Origin of the sequence: Tenacibaculum profundi, assembly GCF_052050075.1 — a bacterium.
Taxonomy (GTDB): Bacteria; Bacteroidota; Bacteroidia; order Flavobacteriales; family Flavobacteriaceae; genus Polaribacter.
This window is the reverse complement of sequence record NZ_CP197225.1, coordinates 516520-536998: the sequence shown is the minus strand read 5'-3', so window position 1 is coordinate 536998 and position 20479 is coordinate 516520. Positions and strand designations below refer to the sequence as shown.

The 20479-nt window shown below is 30.1% G+C and carries 13 protein-coding genes; 4 read left to right on the top strand and 9 right to left on the bottom strand.

Going from position 1 to position 20479, the window contains the following annotated elements:
* Positions 1–4: 4 nt before the first annotated feature.
* The 8 genes from ACSIGE_RS02000 to ACSIGE_RS01965 all read right to left on the bottom strand — a co-directional run bounded on the left by ACSIGE_RS02000 (position 5) and on the right by ACSIGE_RS01965 (position 10847).
* Positions 5–427 (bottom strand): hypothetical protein, encoded by a 423-nt coding sequence (locus ACSIGE_RS02000; protein ID WP_440881124.1) that lies wholly within the window; start codon positions 425–427, stop codon positions 5–7.
* Between the two features lie 4 nt (positions 428–431).
* Positions 432–2981, bottom strand: coding sequence for a hypothetical protein (locus tag ACSIGE_RS01995; RefSeq protein WP_440881123.1), 2550 nt, complete (start codon positions 2979–2981; stop codon positions 432–434).
* Between the two features lie 5 nt (positions 2982–2986).
* On the bottom strand, positions 2987–4405 hold the full coding sequence (locus ACSIGE_RS01990; RefSeq protein ID WP_440881122.1) for a tetratricopeptide repeat protein: 1419 nt from the start codon (positions 4403–4405) through the stop codon (positions 2987–2989).
* Positions 4406–4899: 494 nt separating this feature from the next.
* Positions 4900–5436, bottom strand: a complete 537-nt coding sequence (locus tag ACSIGE_RS01985; RefSeq protein WP_440881121.1) for a hypothetical protein — start codon at positions 5434–5436, stop codon at positions 4900–4902.
* Positions 5437–6291: 855 nt separating this feature from the next.
* Entirely contained in the window at positions 6292–7587 is a 1296-nt protein-coding gene (locus tag ACSIGE_RS01980) for a tyrosine-type recombinase/integrase (protein ID WP_440881120.1), read from the bottom strand.
* Between the two features lie 311 nt (positions 7588–7898).
* On the bottom strand, positions 7899–8582 hold the full coding sequence (locus ACSIGE_RS01975; RefSeq protein ID WP_440881119.1) for a response regulator: 684 nt from the start codon (positions 8580–8582) through the stop codon (positions 7899–7901).
* Complete coding sequence (locus ACSIGE_RS01970; RefSeq protein ID WP_440881118.1) at positions 8572–10593, bottom strand: tetratricopeptide repeat-containing sensor histidine kinase; 2022 nt, start codon at positions 10591–10593, stop codon at positions 8572–8574. The genes ACSIGE_RS01975 and ACSIGE_RS01970 overlap by 11 nt, the downstream gene beginning before the upstream one ends.
* Before the next feature lie 65 nt (positions 10594–10658).
* Positions 10659–10847: a hypothetical protein gene (locus tag ACSIGE_RS01965; RefSeq protein ID WP_440881117.1), complete on the bottom strand. Its 189-nt coding sequence runs from the start codon at positions 10845–10847 to the stop codon at positions 10659–10661.
* A gap of 1853 nt (positions 10848–12700) precedes the next feature.
* Between ACSIGE_RS01965 and ACSIGE_RS01960 the strand changes: the two genes are divergently transcribed.
* From ACSIGE_RS01960 to ACSIGE_RS01950, 3 genes are all read left to right on the top strand, one after another.
* Positions 12701–14191, top strand: a complete 1491-nt coding sequence (locus tag ACSIGE_RS01960) for a phosphatase (protein WP_440881116.1) — start codon at positions 12701–12703, stop codon at positions 14189–14191.
* Positions 14192–14197: 6 nt separating this feature from the next.
* Complete coding sequence (locus tag ACSIGE_RS01955; RefSeq protein WP_440881115.1) at positions 14198–15973, top strand: cytochrome-c peroxidase; 1776 nt, start codon at positions 14198–14200, stop codon at positions 15971–15973.
* Between the two features lie 99 nt (positions 15974–16072).
* The gene (locus ACSIGE_RS01950) at positions 16073–16813 is read left to right on the top strand and encodes a DUF6503 family protein (protein ID WP_440881114.1); all 741 of its coding nucleotides are present in this window, start codon (positions 16073–16075) and stop codon (positions 16811–16813) included.
* 63 nt (positions 16814–16876) lie between these two features.
* Here the strand turns inward: ACSIGE_RS01950 and ACSIGE_RS01945 are convergent, their stop codons facing one another.
* Complete coding sequence (locus tag ACSIGE_RS01945) at positions 16877–18145, bottom strand: exo-beta-N-acetylmuramidase NamZ family protein (RefSeq protein WP_440881113.1); 1269 nt, start codon at positions 18143–18145, stop codon at positions 16877–16879.
* Between the two features lie 1038 nt (positions 18146–19183).
* On the opposite strand from ACSIGE_RS01945, the gene ACSIGE_RS01940 reads away from it, so the two are divergent.
* A complete protein-coding gene (locus tag ACSIGE_RS01940; protein ID WP_440881112.1) occupies positions 19184–20419 on the top strand; it encodes an ABC transporter permease in 1236 nt (411 codons plus the stop codon).
* The last annotated feature ends 60 nt before the right edge of the window (positions 20420–20479 follow it).

Below are 20479 nucleotides of genomic sequence, written 5' to 3'. Positions count from 1 at the left end.
TTTACTATTTTTCCTCTAAAGTCTCAAACTTTTTATAATCTTCACAAGTGAATTCCCCTGTAAGGATAGGTTTGTAAAATTTTTCTAAAGACTCGCAGACATACATCATTTCTTTGTAGTAACTCTCAAATCCAATCCTACTTTTAAAATCTTTATAATGAGATAATAGATCTTCTTTCTTTATTCCCAGTATCTTCTCGATTATTTCATTTTTACATGCTTGGTTGGTTTCTGAATCAAAAAAAGTATAAGAAACCGATACATATGGAAATAATTTAGTCATTGATATTTCAATCATCCAAATACCATTTTGGTAGAGTTTTTCAAATGTATTAGCTCCTTTTTTCTCTATAAAACCATATTCATCCATAAGCGGAGTTATTGTCTTATCTATATCTATTTGAAATAAATCATAATCTATATTCATATGCTTAAGGTTTTATCATAAGTCCATTTTCTTGTAATACATATCCCATATCTAGTAAATATTCATACTCTTGCCTCATAAAAGTCTTCAATTTAGTTATTCCTTCATCAATACACTGTTGCTTAAATGGGGTGTTAGGCATTTCTGAAACTAAATTGTGTTTATTTATTGGTAGCCTAGGGTCTTGAATAAACCTAATCTCACCTCCATTGGCAATAATATTATCTATATGAGGCTTGTTATAAGTAAACCAATATTTAGACTGCTGTCCGTTTTTTCCTAAAACAGGAAGTGTTTTAAACTCTGAAGGTATTTGTTGAAACAACCCTGTCAATTCACTTTTAGGCACACCTATGGATATTAGTTCATCATACAGATCTTTTGTACCTATAGAGCCATTTTTCGGATAAGCCCTACCCAAAATATTTAGTTTTTTGTTGGCGTTTTTTATAATATCTCCACCAAACTCTATAGGTTTAGAAAATGTTTTAAATATCGTCTTACCTCCATTAACCAGTCTAATATAAACTTTATCTCCTATTTTAGTTGCAATTTTCCAAGATTTTTTTGTTCTGGTTGCTTTCACTATAACTTTTACTAATTTACCTCCTGGAACTACTTCAACAACTAGTAATCCTGCGGCCAACCAACGTGAAGCGGTTTGTCCATCAAAGTCTTTCCCGTCAATTAGAACTTTAACATCTTCCACAGGGATGATAACACTTCCAATAAACTTAGCTAGGGCTGTAGTACCTAATTCAAACAGTACTTCTAGTTCTTCTTTTGTGCTAGAAGGACCTAGAATAAGGTAGTTAGACCAGTGTTGAGCTCCGTTGGGTTTAATGTACCAAGATTTACCTCCAGCTTCACTTCTTAATTTTCTAACTAACTGATTGTTTTTGTTTAATACAAGGGTGTTATCGCTATTAATAACCACAGCCCCGTCAGTCATTTTATAATACGTAGTGTTTCCATCACTGTAACGGTGTGTGTATTCTTGTCCTACTTTTCCGTTAATTCTTCCTGTAGCGGGTTGCCACTTTACTGTAATACGTGTAAGTATATTGTCTAGTTCAATTTGTCCAAGAGCCCATTGTTGAGCCTCAGCAACACTCCAACTATTTCTACGGTCTAACGGTGCCAGTATCTTTTTTAAATAGTCTGTAGCATTTTTTTCAGACATAATTATAGTTGTTTGTCTTACAGGGTCATTAAAAAACATAAGTTTATCAAGTTCCCTACTGGCATGTGCATTGGTGTAAAAAAACTGTCGGTGTAGTTCGTTAGTTACATTACCGCGGTTTAGCCAATTGGTTGTTTTACCCCCAGCATAAAGAGCTGTTTTAATATGATTATTAAAAACAGTATTGGTATTTGCAATGGTTTGAGGAGTTATCAACGATTTTGTTTTGGCTACCATATCACGAAATACGTTTGAGCGGTAATTTTCGTTTAACCATTGAATTCTGTCAGGCTGTTTGATACGGTAGGTATTTATTAAATAATCGACTTCGGAAGTTGCACCAATAGCAGTCTTACTCAATATGTTTGCAAGCTCTCTGTTTTTCTTACTAATCCATTTGTTATTTAAATCTCTTATATTATACATATAAAGGCTATAAGATCTAGAATCAAAAACAGAAAACCCTCCTTCTCTGTGTTGCTCTGCATATTGCTGAATTTGCGCAACACTAAGCATTTCATGCTGAAATTTTGAATTGGTGCGCGATAAGTATGGTCCGATCCTTCTACTATCTTTTATTTTAAATATAAGAGACTGTATATAATCTAATTTTGACCAATCATTGAGATGATTGTAATATTGGTGTTTCTGCCCTACAGCACTATTTAAGATACGGGTATGATCTTCACTGTTAAGGCTGTTTAGTTTTTTATTAACGAGATTACTTACGTGATACTTAGCTATGGCAGGTTCAACTTTTTTAATTAGCTCCTGTCGAATTCTAGATAATTGGGGTATCGATACAATTCTTTGTACGGGAATATTATTGACTCTTCTATCAGCATATAAAGGATTGTTTCTATTGCCCCCTTTGAGTTCATTTTCTCTGTGTTGAAGAATTTTTAACTCCTTTAGCAGGTTGTTTTGGGTGGTATGGTTTCTTTTGTTTTCACCAGAATACCGATTTCTTGTTTTTGAAATTAACGTGTTAAGGTTTTTCTTTTCTGTAAAATTAAATAAGGTGTTTTTGGCATCGTTAAAGTTGCTAAATCTTTTGCCTAGTACTCCTTCTATTTCAGGTTTAATTCTATTGTTCTTTTGATGTTCTAGCCATCGTCGTAATTTACGTTTGGCCGCCATTTGAATGAGGTGTTCATTATTGGCTATAGTTTGAAGGCTAGAACTGTAATTGAAACTTATATTGTCAAGTCCTTCAACATTTCGGGTGTCTGGAAAATTTGGATTTCGAACTGCTGTTCTTCTAGCTTTATACTCACCGTTTTTTAGGTGTCCAGCACTTCGGCTTTGTCTTTGCGCTTGCAAGGGAATTATAAGCCCTAATACAAGTAATAAATAAAATATTTTTTTCATCGTTTTTAATTTTTTATAACAATTTTAGTGTGTTTTTTATCGTCTGTAATCAAGGTGAGTATGTAGGTTCCTACTTGTAAATTTTCTCCTTTAAAAGTGTAGGTATAGCTACCTTCATTTTGTAAACCTGTAGGTTTTATCATTTGTTTTTCAATAAAAGATCCTTCAAGAAACAAGGTGGTGTACTGTGGGCGGTTTAACTCATAACTAATGGTAAGATCCTTTTCAAAAGGGTTGGGGTACAACTGCAAAAAGTTTTGCGATTGTTCTAATGCCATAGGGGCAAGTGATTCTTGTTTTGGTTGCTTTTTTGTAGTTGCCTTTTTTGTTAGTAACAACCTTATGGGAGCTCCTTTTTCATTCCATTGGTTTATAATACTTTTTATATTGGCTGTTAAATATGTTTGGGCGTCCTTTTTTTGAATAGAAAAGGTTGTTTCGGTAATTTGATGTACCAATGTTGAAGGAATTTCTTTTTTAAAGGATGTGTGAGCAATAGAGGCAAAGAAATCATCATAAAACAAGGTGTTGTCTATTCTGGTAAAGTCATTTTGATGAGAGTTATTATTGATTTCCCAGGTACTTTGCAATAGGTCTTCGTTTTTTGTAAAGTTAATTTTAATAGGGATTTCTTGTTCAATTTGATTATCAGACCAATCCATTACAAAAAGAGAACCTTCCCAATTTCCTAGTAATTGTTGATCTTCGATTATTTTCTCCTGTATTGTTTGGATACTTTGCTGTTGTTTGAATTGCTGTAGCAGGAGTTCTTGCTGTTCGATACGATCTGAGGCTGGTTTTTGAGGATTCTGATAATCCAATTCTGTGCTGAAATATTCATTAGCTATTGTTCTGTTTTTAGGAACGCCATAGCCATAATAGTAGCACACACCTAGCCAGTAACGCGCCATAGGATGGTTACTTTTACGAAACCAATATATAGCCTTTTTATAGTTTTGCTGACTACTTCCCATTCCTTTTAGGTGTAAATATCCTAAGCCATATGCCGCTTCTTTATTGCCGTGTTTATAGGCTTTTAGATACCATTTTCGGGCTTTATTAAAACTGAGTTTACATCCAATACCATATTTGTAGAGATCTGCTAAATCATTCATTGCAATATGATCCTCAGCATTAGCAGCACTTTTTAATAGTTTAAAAGCTTTCTTGTCGGAAGAGGTTTGTTCTTCCTCTAATAGGATAGTAGCCATAATTATTTGCGCATGTGGGTGCTTTGCTGTTAAACAAGGGGTAAGGTAGCGCGTTGCTTTTTGATGGTTTACTTCATGATATTCATCGCCTTCAAAATAATTTAGAGCTTTACTAATGTTAAAATGACAATCGATTAGTTGTTGTGCATGGCTACTGCTTAGAATATTGATAAGGCAGATAACCAAAATAATTTTTCTTTTTACTGTATTCATAGTATTACATTGATTTTAAAAAAACGCAAAACAATACCTGGGAAAAGAGGAGCGAGTTCTTTTCCATAGCATTATTTTTTATTCTTTTTTTCGGCGGCGAAACTATGTAAAAAAAATGTGATAAACCCAGTGTTTACCGTCTTTTTTAGCTTAAAATCATTTTTTAAAATTCAAACTATTTATATAGAATTACTTAGTTCAGAAACTGATAAAAAAAATATTTTTTTGATATTTAGTTGCATTTTTTTATGAAGAAATAGAGTAGCTTTGTTGTGTCTCAAAAGACGTTTTGAGATTCTTTTTCATAGCAATTTTCCCGCTCCTTTTGTGAGCGGGTTTTTTATTAAAATAAGTTGTATATTTGTAATGTAAAGACAAAAAAAACCACTCCGAAGAGTGGACAACTATAAAAGTTATTTTTTTTTGCTTTTTAAGGGAATTATAAGCCCTAATACAAGTAATAAATAAAATATTTTTTTCATTATTTTCAACTTTTAAGGTTTTCGCATGATTTTTTTTATGTAATTTTTATCACCTGCAGTTAATATTATCTCGTAAAAATATTGTTGTCTACTTCGTGGAATGGGGGTTATTAAGCCGTATTCTTCAAAGTTTTCTTTTGTGAAAGTATAGGTGTATTTTCCTTCATTTTCAGTACTTTCTGGTTTTATAATTACTCCTTTCGGTGATCGTAGGGGGTCGAAGAGACATCGTCGAATATATATAGAGGTTACCTGTGGGCTATTTAACTGATAATGAATTTTGATACCTTGTTCTAAACGAAAAGGGTTGGGGTAGATGAAGAAACTTGAAATATCTTCAGCTTGTTCTAAAATCAAAGGAGTAGGGGCAAACTTTGCATTTAAACAAGGAGTTAGATGGTGAGTTACTTTCTGGTGATTTTTTTCATGATATTCGTTATCTTCAAAGTAACAAAGGCAATCAATATCGATTCGCTGTCGTGAGTAACCATTACTGAAAATACTCAAAAGGCATATAGCCGAAATAATTTTTCTTTTTACTGTATTCATAAGTATTACATTGATTTTAAAAAAACGCAAAACAATACCTGGGAAAAGAGGAGCGAGTTCTTTTCCATAGCATTATTTTTTATTCTTTTTTTCGGTGGCTAAATTATGTAAAAAAACACAATATGGCTAGTGTTTACAGGAGGTTTTATTGAAAAAATAATTTATTTTTTTCAAAATATTTATATAGAATTACTTAGTTCAGAAATTGATGAAAAAAATATTTTTTTGATGTTTATTTGCATTTTTTTACGAAAAAATAGAGTAGCTTTGTTGTGTCTCAAAAGACGTTTTGAGATTCTTTTTCATAGCAATTTTCCCGCTCCTTTTGTGAGCGGGTTTTTTATTAAAATAAGTTGTATATTTGTAATGTAAAGACAAAAAAAAACCACTCCGAAGAGTGGACAACTATAAAAGTTATTTTTTTTTGCTTTTTAAGGTAATTATAAGCTTTAGTACAGCTGTAATAAAACCCAAAAAAGTAGTAGCGATTTTAATGGTTTCTAATTTCATCGCTCAAAATGCTAACGTAAGTTAAGCCTAATTAACGAATAAAAGTCAGTAGTGCCACCTATTGACTTTTTCTTTTATCTGCCCGTTAGCTTTTAGCAAATTATAGGCTTTTAAAATATCTTCTTCTTTTTATGGAAGAGCAATGTCAATAGTAAAATCGCTACTGCGAATTTAGTAAATTAAAAGATTTTTTACTCGGTGTTTTCTATAATAAACTCACAGAATTTTCTTAAAAATCACGTTTGCGGTTTACCGCTATTTTTGGTGCGGTAAGTCGTAATTATTGTTAGAAAAATAGAAACCATGAAATAATTAATATTGCAAAAGAAATAATGACCGCTAAACTTAATCTTTTTGATAGTAATTATTCCAGAAGCTTTCAAGCATTTCAGCATGTTCAGAAGGCGTAACTTTTATGTATTTTAAAAAACTTGACTCTGTTTTATGGCCAGTAATTTGCATTATGGAAACATGCGGGAATTTCATTTTGTATAGGTTTGTAGCAAAAGACCTACGACACGTATGCGAACTAACAAAAAGGTATTTAGGATAAGTACCGTCAACTTTCCTCTTATGCTTTTGGCCAGTCACTTCATTTGAAAAACTTTTTATTATTTTTCCATTCAATTCTTCGGTCAACCCAACCCTCTTACAAATTATTTTAATTTTCTCATTGAAAAGAGTTTTATTTACACTTTTAGGCATCCCTCTTTTTTTAATAATTTGTTTAATATGTGGATGAATTGGAATCATTACTGTCTTTCCTGTATTGTTTTTTGTCTTCTCTAGCTTTCTTTCAATAAACCTATCAGCTATATTAATTTCAGGTAAGCTTAAAAAGTCTCCTGCGCGAAGCCCTGTCCATGCACCAATAATAAAAAGGTCTCTTATATTTTGTAAAGACTTGTCTTTAGATAAGTCTAGATTTAATATTTTGGATAGTTCTTCTTCATTTAATGCAATAGTATCAACACTTTCTTGTAAACCAGTAAAATATGAAAGTTCTTCTTTATTTACGGGGTATCTTTCTTCATGTGCTTTATTCAAAATAGATTTAAAAATTCTAATTGTCAGTCCAGCATAATTTATGGAGTACTTTTTTACCTCTTTGAAGTAATAAACACACTCATTATACAGTTCTCTAGAAATTTGATCCAATCTGATTCTTTTATTCCTGTATTTTTCAAATTCACTTATTTTTTGTGTTGTGACAAAATAATTAGTAATATTATTTTTGCTAAACTTGGTTTTAGTTTTTCTGTTTATCATATTAGGCATTCTTTCAACGAGGTCAGTAGCATAATCAGAAAAGTAGATAAAAGCCTTAGTAGCTTTTTCTTTATCAAATTCTTTAACGAAAGCTTTTTTTAAATTTTCTTTGGTAATAGAAGTATTATTTAAATCAAAATTAGATATAGTCTTTTCAAAGAAATCAGAATATTTATTCAAGTTTCTTTTTATTAAGCTTAAGTCTGAACGTCCCCTTTTGATTAATGGCATTTGAGTTTCTTTATCCCAATTTTCGGGTAGTATTTTTTGTTTAGTAGAATAAACAAATCTTCCCTCTTTTTTTGATATAAAATATTTGAAATAAATCAATGTAGGTTTTTCAGCTTTATTACTTTTTAAGATGAAACTCATAGTGGTCAATTTTAATAAAGCAAAAATAAATTAATTATATATATAGGTGTCACAATAGGTGTCAAATTTCATTCATTATACTACTTAAATACAGCAAATATCACTCAGTAAAATAAAGATTACATTAGTTTTAAGCGCTTTATTGTAAGGTATTACTTGATTCTAGAAAATAGAAAGAAAATGACTTTACTATAAATGATAGTAGCACTATAAATAGCGTTTTCTAAGTTTTTATAGGATACAACTTTTAGCAATATTTTTACAAAATATAAAAACGGACAGCGTACTTAAACACTGTCCGTTGTATATTCTTATAAGAAACCTTTATCTCTTGCAACTAAAATTAATTCACGATCATCATTACTGTCAATTTCAAATATTTTAGCTAAATGTCTTTTTCTCTTTTGAATACCAGCAAAGGAAAGCGGGATAACATCGGGTAATTTTTTCATCCGGTTTCCAATTGATAGTTCATATAATATTTTTCGGTCAATATCATCTAACGTAAATTCATTAGACACCTCATTACGAATTAATTTCATTACTGTTTTACTGTAATAAGGAGGGGCTATTAAAACTTCTTCAATAGCCGTAACTAATTCTTTGGGAGTAATATCATTTTTAACTAAAAAACCGTCTGGATCTAAGCTTCTTAGGATACTGTGAACCCTGTAGTTATCATTAAACGTAGTAGAAACAATAATTTTAGCATTTGGGATCTGTTCATTAATTTTTATACCTAAATCTTCACCAGATACTATCTTGCCATCCGCTGATGGAGGCAGGCGCATGTCTAGAAAAATAATATCAATATTTTGTTGCATGGCGACACAATGTTGGATAAAAGAATACGCATCATCACAATTGTGTTTTACATGAATAGTAAAAGCGAAACTGTTGTTTTGATTTTCTAAAAATGTAAAGGCACTTTTATAAGCTTCTGATATTAACGGATGGTCGTCTATTATTAAAGCAGTAAGTTTTTTATTGTCCATCTTTTTTGAAACAAGGGATTTTTATATGTAGGGTTGTACCTACGTTAATTTCTGATTTGATACTTAAGTTTCCTTTTAATTTTTCAATTCTTGATTTTATATTTTTTATACCAATTCCTTTTTTACCCTTTTTCACATCAAATCCAATTCCATTGTCTTTAATTATAATGAAGACTTGGTTTTTATCTCGCTTAAAACTTATATCAACCATAGAAGCTTTTGAATGCTTTATAATATTTTGTAAGGCTTCTTGTATGATTCTGTACACATTAGCCTTGGTTACCGCATCAATACTTTTCCATGAAATATTTTTAGCAAAATAAACTTGGTGGGTAAAGTTACCAATAATACTTTTATCTGCTAATAATTGCTTAATGATAGAGGTAAAATTAATGTCGGTGTCGTTAAAATTATCACTTAATTTATGTGATACTTCTCTGATTTCTTTTTCAATGTTTTGAAGCTCTTCTAATAAATGTTGATGTTTTTCTAAGGTTTCAGTATCGCCTTCTAAAGGTAAAAATCCTAACCCAAAACGGGTACCAAATAATTTTCCTAAAATGCCATCGTGTAGCTCTTCTGAAATTCTATTTCGTTCTTTAATACGTTCTTCTTCAACCCTGGCTTGTTGCTGTAAGGTAAGCACATATACTTCTTCATTTGCTTTTTGGTGCTCTGCATCAATCCGCAGCTTTTCTGTTTGTACCTTTTGCACCCGCAAAAAGTAGAGCAAACTTAGTATTAGTAACCCGCTAACACTTGTAACAATTATCCAGATACGTTGCTCTGTTAAACGTTCTGTTTCTTCTATGTATTCATCGGTTTCTAATTCAATACGGGTAAATTTATTACGCATACGACGCTCATTCATTACCAAACTATCGTTAAAGGCAATGTAGCGATCTAAATATTTTTTAGCATGGGTAGGGTCTAAAACTGATAATTGCCTCAAAGAGGTTAAATAATCCCGTCCATTTTTTATTTCTTTGGCTAGTGCATTGGCTTCCCGTGCCAATTGCAAGGCTTTTACCGAGTCTTTTCGATATAGATAGAAGTCAGATAAGTGTTTTTTACTATATACAATTCCAGCTTTATTATTTGCTTTTGCTCGAATAGCTAAGGCTTTTTTAAAATCTTTTAGAATCCCAACGGTATCTTTCATTTTTAATTTACAATATGCTCTGTTATGAATAATGCGGGCATACTGGTCTTTTCGTAAATTTTTATTGGTAAGTTCCTTATTATAGAAGGCCAATGCTTTGTGGTATGCTTTTTTTTCAAAATACGCATTAGCAATATTGTTGTATACCTCTACATACTTTTTTTGTTGAATTTCTTTCGTTAATTTAGGATAATAGGCTATGGCTTTATGAAAGTACTCTATTGCCTTATCGTATTCTTTCATTCCTCGTTGTAATAGCCCCAAGTAGTTATAAAGAACATATAATTTGTAACTATTGTTTATTTCTTTAAAAATTTTAATGGCTTTAACAGCTAATTTTTCACTACCTGCGTAATCTTTGTATTTGCCTTTTATTTCAGCCTTTCCTTGTAGCATAATTCCCATGTTGTTTTTTTCTTTAATTTTTTCAAAATGAGTGTACGCGGCATCGTAGTGTTGGTAGGCCTTTATTAATAAGGATTGTCTATTGTTATAATAAGCATAGCTCCAATGCAAATGTCCTTTTAAATAGCTGCTATTTGTCGTATTTATTATAGCTGTTGCTTCTTTGTTGATTTTTAAAAATAGAGTAGAATCTTTATAAATATAATATCCGTAGGCAATACTTAAAAGTTTATCTGCTTTAATAGAGTCATTGGATAGTTTTTGAGAGAATAGATAGGCTTTGTTAAGATTTTTTTTACGGATGTTTAAAGCTAGTTTTCTATTTCTAGCTTTTTGAATACACTGCTCAATACTATCCAGTTCATTCTGACCAAAAGAATAAGGTGTTTGAATTAAGTAGAGAAAAATAAAAAGGTAAATTTTACGGAAGGGTACGGTTTTCATGGATTGCAAATTAAAAAAAAGTCTTTGGTTTATCCAAAGACTTTTAAATATATAAAGAAGGCTACTTACCAATCTTTACCTGTATCATCAGTACCACCATCATCATCACCAGTGAAATAGCGAGCATTGGTGTTGGTAGTTATTTCTTCTTGTTGTATTTTATCACGTAGCTCTAAGTCTTCACTTAAATCTGTACACGCTGTTGTAAGCGTTAATAATAAAATTAGTCCGAATATAGTTTTTAGCGTTTTCATAACTTAAATAATTTAATAGTTGACAATAATTTCCCTGGCCGCATAAGAGCAGCTTTGCAACATTGAATCCTTTCAGATTCATTTTAAATCGCTTTATTTTGACATAGCGATATAGTCATACACCCCATAGCAATGGGTATGTTAGTAGAATTTTACGGGCAGACTTAGCCCAACAACATTGAAGACAATTTTACTACTAAGGCCTATTGAGTTTAATAGACTTCAGGAAATTCTACATTGTCATAGTAATTCAGAAAGCGTTTGTGATTTTTGTTGAACGCCAGTTGATCTTACCCTAAAATAGCGGGTTATAATCTTATGGTGTATTAGATTTTAGTAATCGTTCAAAAGAAGTGAGTAAACGTACTCTTTCAGTTAGTAAGTGCAATTTCAAGTTTTTCATAATATTGGTTTTTTTCATATACTTAAATATACCAATATTTTGCGTAATTTCCAAATTTTTCACTGGTTTTAACACTTAGAATAGTTAATTTTTAAATTAATCTATTTAAAGTTGATTTTCTTTCAATAAAAAAAGGCATCTTCATGAAGATGCCTTGGAAATATTACTTTTTACGAAGTTCTTTATTGCCTCCTATACAGTGCTTTCCAAATAGCATCCTTTTTAAAACAGTCATACGAGCTTACTTTTATCATAAACGTACTTTCTAACTTTCTGTGTAACTGCATGTTTTTTGTTTTTAATGGTTATTTATTTGATTTCATTTGATGGGGCAAAGATGAATACTTTTTTTCAAAAAACCAAATTAAAATAAGTGTTAAATGCTTGCTTGTCAGTTGTTTGAGTTGGTTTTAAGGCAGTAGAAATCCTGCCCAGTTTTACACTAGATTCGAGTTTAAGAGTAATTTGTTAAAAATCAGTAGTCTATTTTTTAAACTCAATGTTTCGATATGTTTTTAATTTCCTGTCAATTATTAAAAAAAATATAAAAAAAAGCGTCCAATTTATTTTTGGACGCCTCATGTATTCGAAATTTTAGTTTATTTATTTACTAATATTACTTACAAAACGCCACTTTTTGCACACTAGATTACTATCCTGTGAACAAAATATCCCAAAAAATTCTAGGACTTTATAAGCTTTATGTAATTTTATGAATACCATTATGGCGCGAATATATATGTTTTGTAATCTATGTACTAACATTTTTCTAAATATCTTAAAAAAATTAACAATTACCATAAAAAGTAAGTCAATGACTTACTAAAAGTAAGCCGATGACTTACCCCTGTAAAAAAGAGCCCTACTATATTTGCATCGTACAAAATAGTATACAAAAACATAAACAATGATAGTATAATACAGGGAGTCGTTGGGGAAAATTATTATGAAAAAACACTAAAAGAATCTTAATGGGGATTATTGTTTATTATTGGTTGCGAGTTAAACTAACTGCAGAGTATTACAGGGGGATTCTTTTTTTTTAACTATTGCCATTCATTCAATGGGGCAAAAAACGCCGATATAGGCGTTTTTTTTATATATCTAAATAAATAGGTATTCTTATTACAACATACTTTTTTATTAAAAAGTAGGATTATAATTTATTTTGTAAAGTTATTCGTATTAAATAATTCTTTCCTTTTATTTTAATAATGAAGAAATCTTAGTAATCGTCTATGTCTTAATTTTTTTTGGATATGAAGAAAATAATTAATGGTCTTTTTTACTAAAATTTTATATGGGGAAAATGTTATTTATAAAGATTCTAGTTATTTATAATTTAGTAATATGGATACCTTTTATATTATCACAATTTAACATTCATCTAAACATAAGGTAATTTTAAGCCTGTTGTTTTGTAGCATTACAAATAACTAAAACAGCAATAATGAAAAAAAATTATTTTACAAAGGCAATGTCAGTACTTTTAGTTGGTTTGATAGCTTGTGAGGATGGTATTGATGGTAAAAACGGAATGGACGGTGCTGATGGGACAAATGGATCTGACGCAACGCTTTATTTATCTACTTCAAAAACACCTAATTTTTTAAAAGTTACAAATGCTTTTTCACATTTAAAAATACATCCTATTTTATCTTCTGAAGACGTTATTCCAAATTCTCCTGATTTTGTGTATGGTTCTATGGCTGATGGAGGAGGCTTATTAGCAGCGGCAGACGGAACATTTACGTATATCAATAATATTGAGGCGGATTATTCTATTGCAAGAATACAGTTAAACGCTCAGTTAAGACCTGTTTCAGGTGAATACATTTTAAATGCAGTAGCTACAGCAAATACAGCGCAGTGTTCGGGGTCTTTAATTACGCCTGACGAGCATGGGTTTGGTCCTTACTATCTTTCAGGAGGTGAGTGGGGAGGTTCTTCAAAAGGCGTTTTTTTAACAGAGCCTAATAAGAGTTCCTCAGAGGCAGGAAGTGCTAAAATGCTTACTAATATGGGGCAATGGTCTACTGAAAATGCAGTTGCCATTGGCGAAAAAGCCTATCTGGATAAAACAGTTGTTTTTATTGGAGATGATAATAGCGATAACAATGTACCATCAGGACAATTGGGAATGTATGTTGGAAATAAAGGAGATTTAGAAGGAGGAAAATTATATGGATTGAAAGTTACCTCCCCCGGAGTTACCTATGAAATGGATATGTCTGAAGGAATAGAATACGAAGCTGAATTTGTTGAATTAACAGAAAAAGAAATCACGGCCTTGGATACAGAATGTAAAACCAAAGGGGTAATGGGGTTTTCAAGACTAGAGGATATTGATTGGAGAAGGGGATCAGCTGTTAATAATAGAGAGTTGTATTTTGCAGTTACGGGAAGAAACAAACCAGGTTTAGTAGGAAAAGGAACTATTTATGGACGTGTTTACAAAGTTGTTTTGAATGAAAATGACCCAACAGGTTCTGCAACAATTACATGCATACTAGATGGAGATAAAATAGATGGAAAAGCTAAAGCGTTTCACAGTCCAGATAATATTTGTGTAACAGAAAACTATGTATACATTCAAGAGGATCCAAATGGATATTTTGATACAGCAGATAAAACCCACTGGGCTCGTTTATATCAATATAATTTAACTACAGGAGCACTTAAGGTAGTATTGGAATGCAATCAAGAAGTAGCAGCTTCAAAAGGGTATGGTACGGTTGATAAAGCATGGGAAATTACAGGTATGATTGATGTTACTAAGGTTGTAAATAACGGTAAAAACACATTTATGGTTATTACTCAAAATCACGGATGGGAACCTTCTGATGGAACAGCTTTTACAGATTCCAAAGCCAATGCAGATGTATCAAATAGCAGAAAAGAAGGTTCTGTATTACACTTAATAACAGGTTTAGAAAGATAATATTTTATGAAACAGTTTTATAAAATACTAAAGACATGCATTTTTGTATGTCTTTTACTTTTCTTCTTAGCTTGTGACAAAAAGCAGGAGAAATATAAGCTAATAAACTCCATTCAAAATAACATTTTAAATTTTTATAAAAAACAGCTCACATCTTCAGCAAGCTTTTTAGATAGTATTAACCAAACATCCAATTTAATTCATAAAAAAGAATTATACCTGAAGGCACGAAAGAAGTTTAAGCTTTCTGAACCTATTTTAGCACATACCGATAAGCATAATTATAAATCGCTTAATGCACCTAATTTGTTAATCGTAAAAGGAGAGGAACATATGGATACAAAGGTATTAAAGCCTTTTGGATTTCAGCTAATAGAAGAAGTACTTTACGAGTCTAAATTAGATACGTTAAAACTAAAACAATTGCTTAATGTAACCAGTGCTAGACTGAAGCTGATTTTAAATAATTTGAATCTAAATTTAAAAGATTATCACATTATTTGGATCCTTAGGGAGCAAATTGTAAGAATAGCAACTACAGGCATTACAGGTTTTGATTCACCTGTATTAAATCAATCTTTGTTAGAATCTTCCCATACATACGAAACGTTAAAAAATTTACTTTATCTATGTAAGCGTAAATTCAGTTCCAAAACTATTTTAGATAGTATACTAATGAGTTTTGAAAATGCTCAAAATGCTTTAAATACACCATTTGATGATTTTGATCGATTTAACTTTATAAAACAATATATTGATCCACAATTAAAATTATTGTTAGCGGTTCAAAATGATTGGAAAGTTCGCTTTCCATTTGAAATGGCACTCTCAAACACAATGAGTTCACTATTTGACGCTTCCGCATTGAATATGGAACATTTTTATGATAGACAAAATGATACCTCACAATTAAAGGCAAAAGAGGTTTTAGGAAAAGAGTTGTTTAATGATGTTAGTTTATCAAAAAATTATGATATGTCATGTGCAAGTTGCCATATTGAACGATTAGCTTTTACAGATGGTAAAAGAGTTTTTGATCAACGCCAAATTCGTAATACACCAACACTTACCTATGCAGCTTATCAAAAAGCTTTTTTTATGGATTCTAGAGCAGGAAGTTTAGAGGGCCAGGTAATAGGTGTGGTGAAAAATCACGCAGAGTTTAACACTTCATTAGATACGCTTGTTACTAGAGTTTTAAAGAATAGTAGTTACCGAGTTCGTATGGATACACTTTATCAAAATAAGAGAATTTCTTATAACATTAGGCATGCAATAGCTTCTTATATAAGAACATTAAATACATTTAAATCTAAGTTTGATAAAAATATACGGGGTGAAGAACATAATCTAACATCAAATGAACGCAAAGGTTTTAATATTTTTATGGGAAAGGCGTTGTGTGCTACCTGCCATTTTCCGCCTTTGTTTAATGGTACTGTTCCTCCTAATTACTCCGACACAGAAATGGAAGCTATTGGAAGCCCTAATTTAGCACAGAACAAATTGAGTGATGATTTAGGAAGGTTCCAACTTTTTAAAACAAATGAGCGAAAGCATTTTTTTAAAACTCCTACCATACGAAATATAGCTAAAACAGCCCCTTATATGCATAATGGTACTTACAAAAATCTTAAAGAAGTTGTTGATTTTTATAACAAAGGAGGAGGAATAGGTTTAGGGTTTTACTTAAATAATCAAACGTTACCCTTTGACAATTTAATGCTTAGTGATACGGAAGTAAATAATTTAGTATCTTTTATGCAAACATTGACTGATTAATAAGTGTTTATGTTTTTTATTAACATAACTTTATTATTCTGAAGGCAATACTTTCTGATAGTTTTGTTTAAGTATGGAGACTAATTAAAATAAAATAGTATGCGACATTTTAGATATGTTATATTCTTTATTGGTTTTATTTCTTGCAAGCCAGAGTATACAGCACAAGAAATTATAGATAAAGCTATTCAGAACGCTGGTTTAGATGTGTTTGATAAAAGTGAATTAACATTTGATTTTAGAAAAAACACCTATGCAGCGTTAAGAAATAATGGTAGTTATCAATATCATAGAATTATACCGACGGATAGCGTTGTTGTAAAAGATGTTTTATCAAATGAGGGTTTTCAACGATTTTTCGGAGAAAATAAAGTTGAGCTATCTGAAAAAAAAGTAAATCAACTAAGTAATGCGGTTAATTCAGTTCATTATTTTTCAGTTTTACCCTATGGTTTAAATGATAAGGCTGTTAAAAAGAAGCTGGTAAGTACGGTTAAAATAAAAGGAGATGATTTTTATAAGATTGAAATTACTTTCAATGAAAATGGAGGAGGAGATGATCATGATGATGTGTTTTTATATTGGTTTCGTAAGGAAACATTTTTGCTAGAGTATTTGGCATATAAATACCATACTGATGGTGGAGGTATACGTTTTAGAGATATAAAAAAAGAACACAATATTAACGGAATACGATTTTTAGACTACAAAAATTTTAAGCCAAAGACAAAGGATATCGATTTTTACGCGATAGATAGTTTGTATGAAGAAGGAGAATTGATTCATGTTTCAGATATTGAATTGGAAAATATAAAAATAAAGCCCCAAAAAAATAACTAATTATATGATCATAAAAAAAGCACTTAATAGTGCTTTTTTTATGGTCATATAATTAATACTGTATTACTCATACAATAAATATTTATCTCTTTTAATTTTAAATTGATCAATAGGTTGTTTCCATGAATTTCTTATTTGTACTGCTGTTAAACCCTCTTTAATCTGCTTTTCTAGCATTTCTGTTCCAGCAAGTTTAGTGAAGAAATTATTGAAAAACCTTTCTTCTTTAGAATGCGTTTGATGTTCTTTATAAAAATCGAGTAGCCATTTTAAATTTATTTTAGCTAAAGGTTCTATTTCTCTTAAGTCATAACCGTAACAAACTTTATTAGCGTGTTTTGGATATTTAGCACCTTCATTAGGAATAGGCGTGAATTGATAGTTGTATTTTTTTAAATTATAAAAAGGTGTACCGACTATCTGAAATTGAGAATAAGTCCCTCTTCCAATTGATACATTTGTACCTTCAAAAAAACATAAACTTGGATATAAATTTATTGATGTTTCATTTGGTAAGTTTGGAGATGGGGCAATTGGTAAACTGTATTTTGTATTATGTGTATAGTTTTCTAGTGGTATGACCGTTAAATCACATTGAATACCATTGTTTAACCATTTTTCACCATTGATCATTTTGCCATATTCACCGATTGTCATCCCATAAATAACAGGAACAGGATGCATTCCAACAAAACTTTTATGTGTTAATTCTAAAACTGGACCATCAATGTAATGAGCATTTGGGTTTGGACGATCTAATATAATTAATGGAATATTTGATTCAGCACAGGCTTCCATAACATAATGTAATGTTGAAATATAAGTGTAAAAACGTGTTCCAACATCTTGTATATCAAAAACAACGACATCTATGTTTTTAAGTTGATTAGGAGTGGGTTTCTTGTTTTTTCCGTATAATGATATGATAGGTAATCCTGTTTTAGTATCAACTCTATCTTTGATGATTTCACCAGCATCTGCTTTTCCTCTAAAACCATGCTCGGGGGCAAAAACTTTCTTAATTTGAATGGTTTTAGTATTGAATAAAAAATCAACTAAATGTTTTTTAATAAGTGTTTTATGTTGTGTTTTGTTTTCTACTTTTTTTTCATTCTGTTGGATTTCAATAATAGAAGTTTGATTGGCTACAATGGCAATTCTTTTATTTTGCAGTAAGTTAAGGTATAGTTCAGTCCTATTAGCACCAGTATTTAGTATTTTGGAAGATTTTTTCTCTGGTTGAATTTTTTTAGTGGTGTGTTGAGCACAAGAAATAAATTGAAAAAGCGAAAAGATTAATACAATAAATTTAGCACTTAATTTAACTTTCATATTAAAATGTTTCGTCAAATTTAGTGCTAAATTTATTAATAGCAATTGCTCCATTATCATTATTTTCTTTCTACTTAAGCATTGTACCTGCAAGTTCCGAATATTTATGAATTACATGAAAAAAATAGTGCGAATTTTAATACGTATATGAGTAAAATATTGATAATTAAATTAATATGGAATCTTTTTCAATTTCTCTAGGAGTTAAATTAAAAAGGTTTATTTTACTCTTTATTATATTTTTCCATTCTCTAAATTAGATATGGTCATATTTTTTAAATTTGTTTTACTAACGATAGTTGAAGGTGAATTTTTTACTATGAGAAATGAAATCGTTGGTGCGGTATAACCAGTATTGATAACTATATGTTCGATAAGTTCAATTTCTTTAAAAATTATTAATGAAAATAAAAATAAGGTTGCAATAATAATGCAGTTTAAAATTAGAAATACATAAATTTCGGGTTGTTATTATGTTTGTTTTTTTTAAAACAGTATTCGATATAAATTAAGAGTGATAAAAAAGCAACTATTGAAGGAGTGATTAAAAAAATAATTCTTGATGTTTTTTGATTAATAGTTATTGAATAATATAAATTAAAATAAAAAATATTAAAATTATTAAAGTAGTCGTTTTAATGACAATAAAGCTTAGCGGTTTAACTTTTAAAGAAGAATAAATAAAGTACAAAAAGAAAATTGAAGTTATAATTCTCTACAGTAGATGTTATAATTATTTGTGAATTTATATTGATACCTAGGTAATTTTCAATATTAGCATCGGAAACCAAACTAGAGGCTAGTTTATGAAAGAAAAACAAAAAAGATAATAATGAATATTTTAAAAAAATGAATATAAGTTTAATTTAATCAAAATGAAAATAAAATTAAAAGGGAATATTTGTGTTTCGAATATGATTAGCTTTTTTAAAAATCAAAATTATAGTTAATTATTTTAAAGAAAAATGATAGGCTTATTTATTTATCAAGAAAATTTAAATAAGAATTAATACTTTTGATTCATTAAAACCATCGCTTTTGAATTTCGAATTATTTATAGCAAAACGCATAATTTCAGGAAAAACATACGAAAATCGGATATCATCGCCAATTATAAAAATAGCTACTATTGCTATTACCTTAGGTATAACGGTTATGCTAATAACAGTTTCTATTGGTTCAGGGTTTCAAAAGAAAATAAGAGATAAAATGTCAGGTTTTAAAGGACATGTTCAAATTGTAAATTATGATAATAATAACTCAGATATTTCTTTAATACCCATAAAAAAAAATCAAAAATTTTATCCAAGTTTCGGTAACATAGAAGGAATAAAAAATGTTCAGGTGTTTGCAAATAAATTTGGTGTAATAAGAACCGAAAAAGATTTTGAAGGAATTGTTTTTAAAGGGGTGTCTGACGATTATGATTTTACGTTTTTTAAAGAATATTTAAAAAAAGGGAGGTTACCTAATTTTAAGCTTGACAGAAATAAAGAAATTTTAATTTCACAAGCAATAGCGAATCGATTGCATTTAAAACTTCAAGACACCATTCAGATAGTTTTTAGCTCCGAAAAGCATAAGAATAAATTTGCTCAACGAAAACCTATTATTGTTGGGATTTATAATACAGGGTTTGAACAATTTGATAAAACAATGTTAATAGGTGATATTCGAGAAGTTCAACGCCTAAATAAGTGGGAACATAATGAAGTTGGAGGTTTTGAAGTGCTTATAGATGATTTTAAAAATTTGGAATCAAAAGGTAATGAAATATATAATTCAATTCCATCTACCTTAAATAGTGCCACTATTGCTGAAAATTACCCGATTATATTTAATTGGTTAGATATTCTTGATAATAATGTTTGGGTTATTATTGGAATTATGATTTTAGTAGCTGGAATAAATATGATAACAGCTTTATTAGTCTTAATTCTAGAGCAGGTTCAGGTTATAGGTATTTTAAAAGCTTTAGGGAGTCCTAATTGGAGTATTAGAAAGATATTTTTATACAATGCTTCTTATTTGATCTTAAAAGGTCTTTTATATGGTAATATTATAGCTATGGTATTTTTGTTAGCTCAAAAATATGGAAAGTTTTTAAAGCTTAACCCTGAGAATTATTATGTGTCAACGGTACCTATTTCACTTGAAATTTTATCAATTATTTTACTTAATGTTGGTACCTTAATCTTATGCTTTTTTATGATGATAATACCTTCGTACATCGTAACAAAAATTCAACCATCAAAGTCTATTAAATTTGCGTAAACATAGATTAGAGCATAAAAAATTATCTTGAATTAAAAAAATGTTATGAAGTTCAAATTA